The organism is Streptomyces marokkonensis (genome assembly GCF_039539045.1).
GTDB classification, from domain to species: domain Bacteria; phylum Actinomycetota; class Actinomycetes; order Streptomycetales; family Streptomycetaceae; genus Streptomyces; species Streptomyces marokkonensis.
In genome coordinates this window covers 1-4,848 of sequence record NZ_BAABCQ010000296.1, presented here as the reverse complement: position 1 = coordinate 4,848, position 4,848 = coordinate 1, and the positions used below count along the sequence as shown (strand labels likewise).

The 4,848-nt window shown below is 68.8% G+C and carries 5 protein-coding genes, 1 tRNA gene and 1 pseudogene; 4 read left to right on the top strand and 3 right to left on the bottom strand.

Translation table 11 applies throughout. The features are described from left to right. Window positions 1–27 precede the first annotated feature (27 nt). Window positions 28–114 (top strand) — tRNA-Leu (locus ABEA26_RS35000). Window positions 115–292: 178 nt separating this feature from the next. Here ABEA26_RS35000 and ABEA26_RS34995 read toward each other — a convergent pair. Further along, on the bottom strand, window positions 293–877 hold the full coding sequence (locus ABEA26_RS34995; RefSeq protein ID WP_345597983.1) for an HD domain-containing protein: 585 nt from the start codon (window positions 875–877) through the stop codon (window positions 293–295). Window positions 878–889: 12 nt separating this feature from the next. After that, window positions 890–1,507: pseudogene (locus ABEA26_RS34990) on the bottom strand (transcriptional regulator); the annotation flags it as partial. 173 nt (window positions 1,508–1,680) lie between these two features. Between ABEA26_RS34990 and cutA the strand changes: the two are divergent. Further along, the gene (gene cutA, locus ABEA26_RS34985; RefSeq protein WP_345597981.1) at window positions 1,681–2,001 is read left to right on the top strand and encodes a divalent-cation tolerance protein CutA; all 321 of its coding nucleotides are present in this window, start codon (window positions 1,681–1,683) and stop codon (window positions 1,999–2,001) included. On the opposite strand, the gene ABEA26_RS34980 is transcribed toward cutA, so the two are convergent. After that, window positions 1,998–3,302 carry an NsdA family TPR-like regulatory protein gene (locus ABEA26_RS34980; RefSeq protein ID WP_345597979.1) on the bottom strand — a complete coding sequence of 435 codons (1,305 nt, stop codon included), beginning with the start codon at window positions 3,300–3,302 and terminating at the stop codon, window positions 1,998–2,000. The two genes, cutA and ABEA26_RS34980, sit on opposite strands and share 4 nt — an antisense overlap. 338 nt (window positions 3,303–3,640) lie before the next feature. On the opposite strand from ABEA26_RS34980, the gene ABEA26_RS34975 reads away from it, so the two are divergent. Together ABEA26_RS34975 and ABEA26_RS34970 are read left to right on the top strand one after the other, a co-directional pair. Continuing rightward, the gene (locus tag ABEA26_RS34975) at window positions 3,641–4,030 is read left to right on the top strand and encodes a hypothetical protein (RefSeq protein WP_345597977.1); all 390 of its coding nucleotides are present in this window, start codon (window positions 3,641–3,643) and stop codon (window positions 4,028–4,030) included. Continuing rightward, the gene (locus tag ABEA26_RS34970) at window positions 4,023–4,583 is read left to right on the top strand and encodes an ATP-binding protein (protein WP_345597975.1); all 561 of its coding nucleotides are present in this window, start codon (window positions 4,023–4,025) and stop codon (window positions 4,581–4,583) included. The genes ABEA26_RS34975 and ABEA26_RS34970 overlap by 8 nt, the downstream gene beginning before the upstream one ends. The last annotated feature ends 265 nt before the right edge of the window (window positions 4,584–4,848 follow it).

Below are 4,848 nucleotides of genomic sequence, written 5' to 3'. Positions count from 1 at the left end.
AGCGCTCAGCAGCGGAGCCCATGGCCTGCCCGGATGGTGGAATGCAGACACGGCGAGCTTAAACCTCGCTGCCCCTTCGCGGGCGTGCCGGTTCAAGTCCGGCTCCGGGCACCACCGCTGCTACCCAGCGTGTCCAGCGATGACGGCCTTACGGAGGTCGCCCTTTTCTCCCGTTTCGGTGCACTGTGAGTGCACGGGCGGCTGCTTCGTCGGCACGAGCTCAGAGTTCACGGGTTGGCTCTTGCGCGGCGCCCGGCCGTCGTCCACTGCTCAGTACGGCCGGGCAGCCCGGTCAGCGCTTCGTTTCGCCGAGAGCGGTGCGGAGCCAGTCGAGGGAACCGGTCTCCAGGACGGCGTCCGCGAGGGCCTGGCCGCTCTTGGTGACGATCCGCCCACGGCTGTTGTCGATCCACCGCTGAGCGTTCTCGTATCCCTGGGCTCGGTATTCGATGCCCTGGATCATGCACTCCAGCTTGTCGGCGTCCCTGGCGCACACGGCCTCGGTGGACTCACGTGCCTCGTACTCGCCGATCAGGTCGGTTACAGCCCGCGCCACGGCCTCGGGCATGCCGGCAACCTGATCGGCTGCGATGGCGCGGGGGTCGGCTTCGCCCTCGCTGTACTTCTTGCCGAGGTGGTTGACGTCCCCGGTCCGGGTCTCGCCGGTGTCGTGCCAGACGGCGAGGAACGCGGCCTGCGCCGGGTCGGCGGCCTCCAGCTTTGCGATGATCGACGCGATCAGGCTGGTGCGCCATGAGTGCTCGGCCACCGACTCGGGGTCCCGGACGCCTGCCATCCACCATCCGGTGCGCTTCGTCTGCTTGAGCGTCCCCGCCTCGTACAGGAAGTTCGCCACTGCGGAAAGGTCGTCTGACACTTCGGGCTCCTCTCACGCCTCGGCGAGGCGGATTGCATAGCGGATGCTCTCCAGCTCTCGTCTGCCACGTGGCGAGAGCTCCCGGCTATCCAACATGATCGGTAGCCGGTCGCGTAGGGCGCGTGCGGCAGCTCCTGATCGCAGGAGGTTGGGCCGGAGTTGGAGCAGGGCCCACACGCTGTGGATGTTGAGGTCCACGTATCCGTGCTCGGGTGCGATGCCCTGGACGAGGTGATCGAGCAGGCGGTATCCCGGCCAGGAGCGTGGTGTCCGGTCGGCGATGAAATCGTTGGACAGCTCGACGTGCTGCATCTCGCCGACCCAGTACGCCCAGTAGTTGAGGTTGGCGGCCTCGCCCGCGCCGTCCTGGAGGGCCGTGTTGATCCAGTGGTCCATGCGGTCGCGGTCGCCCTGGCGGGCGGCGACGGCTGCCACTGAACGGCCGTTGAGCCAGCCCGTGAGCCAGTCGTCGGGGCGCTCGGTCTTTTGCTGGTGGGCGAGCCAGTCGGCGGTGTCCGTGGCGGTGTCGTACCCGGGCAGGTAGAGCGCCTGACGGCGTAGCAGGAACTGGCGGGGGCCGCGGGCCTGCTCGGCGGTGGTCCGCATCTGTGTGAAGAAGCGCCGACGCTCCTCCCGGGAGTTCCGCGACAGCCTGCACGCGCCTCGCTGGCCCTGTGGAACTTCGCGCGAATCATGGCGAGCCCGCCCAGCGCGCGGTCGGCACCGGTGGCGTTCGGCGGGGAGCGATCCTGCGCGCGCCTCCACCCTCCCCCTGAACGGACTCGGGTGGCTAGTCTCCCGGCATGACTGAGTATGTGCAGGTGTCCACCGCCACTCCGCAACGCGAGCAAGCCGTCACCCTCGCCCAAGGCGCCGTGCGCGCACGCCTGGCCGCAGGAGCGCAGATCACCGGCCCCATGGTGTCGGTGTTCTGGCACCTTGGTGAGTTCGGGGAGGGAGAGGAGTGGAAGCTCCAGCTCACCACGACCCGGGACCGGTATGCGGAGCTGGAGAAGCATCTCCTCGACGCCCATCCGTGGGACAACCCGGAGGTGATCGCTGTCCCCATCGAGGGCGCAGCCCGATGCCTCCAATGGATCAGGGAATCCGTCGAGCCGGCCTAGGCGCCAGCCGCCTGCAGTACGTTCTGCACAGCGCTCACGCCCCGGTACTGGTGAAGCTCTTGTAGGACCGGGGCGAGGCGCTGCCGAGGGCGCACAGAGGCCACGCCGGACGCCAGGGTCAGGGCCCGGCCGGTCACCGCAGCGGCCTCCTCCACTTCCCCGGCCGCGAGGTAGGAGTCGGCCAGCCACGACAGGTAGAGGGCCTTGTCCCTGGCGTGATGGTCGTCGTACTGGTCGAGGGCCCGGAGTAGGACAGGCACCGCCCGAAGCGGGCGGCGCAGCTCTGCCCAGCATCGGCCGGTCATGATGGCCAGCTCTGTCTCGTCGACCCACGCGGCCCAGTCCGGTTGCGGCTCGCCGTCCGGCTTCTCATCGAGCGCGGCGCGTGCTGCATTGAGGGCGCGCTCTGTGCGCGAGGCCTGGCCGGCGACTGCGCAGGCCCAGGCCAGGCGCTCGTGGAGTAGAGCGCGGACACCGGCGGGGGAGCCGGGGCCGATGGCTGCGCAGCTGCTCGCGGCGATCTCGACGGCCACCTGGGGGTCAGGTGCCTGGTAGGCGAGGAACGCGAGTGCGTTGCCGAGGAGGTCGCCGTCGTCCGCTTCGCGGGCTGCTGCCTTGCTCTCTTCGTACAGGCTCTCGGCATCTGCTTGCCTGCCACCGTCGAAGGCTGCCCACCCGGCCTGCTGGGCCTGCTCGGCGAGGATCGTGACCAGCCTGCGCCTGGAGGAGGGAGTGAATGTGGCGTCCCGTAGGAGGGACTTGGTGGACTGGTACTCGCTCAGGTAGACCCGGTAGGTGTCGCCGCCGCCGAGGATTTCGTCCAGACGCCGAAGCCGCGCGGTGCGCTGCCGGAGCTGGTCGACGTAGCCGGTTGTCACATGGAGCGGCGCTGTCGGGCGGTGAAGGGCTGGCAGAGCGGCGGCGAGACCGGCAGTCGTAGCGGCTTGAAGGACAGTACGACGGCGCACGGCAGTTCCGTTCTCTGGGGCGTTCTCGTTACCAGGAGAACCGTTGCCCTCCCACGGGCGGGGGGCTAGCCCGACCATGTGCCCAGGTACACGGAGCGCGTCAGTGATGGCAACGACCTTCGCGAACGTCGTGATCTGCCCCTGGCCCCGCGCCACCTCGCCGACGCGGATCGGCTTGATGTCACACGCTTCGGCGATACGCGCGTACGGAATTCCCGCGCGGCTGCGCGCGAGGCGGAACACGGTCCCGAAGTCGTGCTCGGAGAGGGCACGTTGCAGTTCTCCGTCATTGAGGAGTTCTGTGGGCAGGGCGGTCGGTGGCTGATAGGGCATGCGGCACTTCCTGCTGGCCTGAGCGTGCGCGACAGCTCTTCAAGTCGTGTACCCATCATGGGTATACCCGTGGCGGGGATGTGCGGACTTCGGCGGGATTCCACCCTGTACGCGTGAGAACCCAGGGGGCCGTGGTGTCGGCCGGCCCGGGGCTGGACGACCGTCGAGGAGTCGCCACCGTGGAGAAGCGTACCCAACAAGCCTCAACATCAGTGGCGTTGAGTGAGTCACCCAACGCAGGTGTAGTCGTCAGGGGAGTAGAGCGCCGGCTTGCTGTGGAGCAGTGGCTGCTCACGGCTGCCACGAACCGTATGCAGGCCCGACTGGAGTGGCAACGCGTGGGCGTTGCACTGCTTCGCTGCGGCGGCATCTTCACGGCCGTACGCGTGCCGCTGACACTGGTGGAGGCAGCAGTCCACACGAACGATCCCCGGAAGATCTGCGCGTACCTGGACGACGCGCTGCTGGGAGGCGCGGTCTTCACCGACGAGACGTCCAGCCACGCCTACTTCCTCGTCCCGCCGACGACGTGGAACCGCTGGAAAGTGCCGGACTCCGAGTGCCTGGTCGCAGGCAGTTTTCTCGGCGTCCCCCGCCCCCAGCCGGGACCCGAACACCCTTCGCGGTGGCTGCTGGACATGGGCGGCCCCAGCGACCTGTGCAGACCGGACGCGGTGAAGCAGCTCGTCATGCTCGCCCGGTACCGCGTCGCCCGGAACAATGCGTGACGCGCTGGCAGGCCGCCGGCTGGTCGCCGAGGACGGCATGTCCGTTATGACGAAGTGCTTCCGGCGCGAGAACCGGTCGGTTCCGGAGGTCCGCCACTTCGCTCGGGCCGTCTTGGAGGACTGGAAGCTGCCGGGCCTCGCCGACACCGCCGAGATGGTCACCTCGGAACTCGCTTCGAACGCGATCCTGCACGCCAGGCACAGCGCTTTCCGGGTGACCTTGCGCCGTCTCAGCGACGACCGGGTGCAGGTCGAGGTCGTCGACCGCAGCGCCACCCTTCCCAGGAAGGTCGACGCTGGAGATGACGAGGACCACGGGCGGGGGCTGGCCATCGTCGATGCTCTGTCGCAGAAGTGGGGCGCCGAGCCGGTCTGGTGGGGTACGCAGAGAGGCAAGCGGGTGTGGGCCGAACTGGCTGCGCCCGAGCCGGTGGAGCCGCCCGAGCATTGCGTGCCGATATGTCCGAGTCGCATCGGTCGGGTCGTCTATGTCCTGACTGTCCTCGCGGTCGCCGCAGCCATCATCGCGGCCACCGCCACACAGCGGCGGTAACGCTGCCCGAAGCCTGCTCCGGCCCGATTCCGAGGTCTCCCCTGGCCGGGGTGGCCAACGCCCGCCCGACCCGTGGACTGACGCCGGGGCGGGCGGAGCAGGCCCGAAGGGCGACGTGCCCTCCGGGTTTCCACACCGAAATGAAAGGGGCCGTGAGGCTCATGAGCAAGGCACAGGAAGCGGCACAGCAGGCGGAGCCCGTGGCTGAGGGGGCCGAAGTCACCGACCTGGTCGACACCTCGGTCGTCGTGCGGTCCGAGGACGT

What these genes read in the sequence shown, in the direction of transcription:
- ABEA26_RS34970 (WP_345597975.1), top strand. Translation starts at nt 4,023, where the DNA reads ATGCGTGACGCGCTGGCAGGCCGCCGGCTGGTCGCCGAGGACGGCATG.
- cutA (WP_345597981.1), top strand. Translation starts at nt 1,681, where the DNA reads ATGACTGAGTATGTGCAGGTGTCCACCGCCACTCCGCAACGCGAGCAA.
- ABEA26_RS34980 (WP_345597979.1), bottom strand. Translation starts at nt 3,302, where the DNA reads ATGCCCTATCAGCCACCGACCGCCCTGCCCACAGAACTCCTCAATGAC.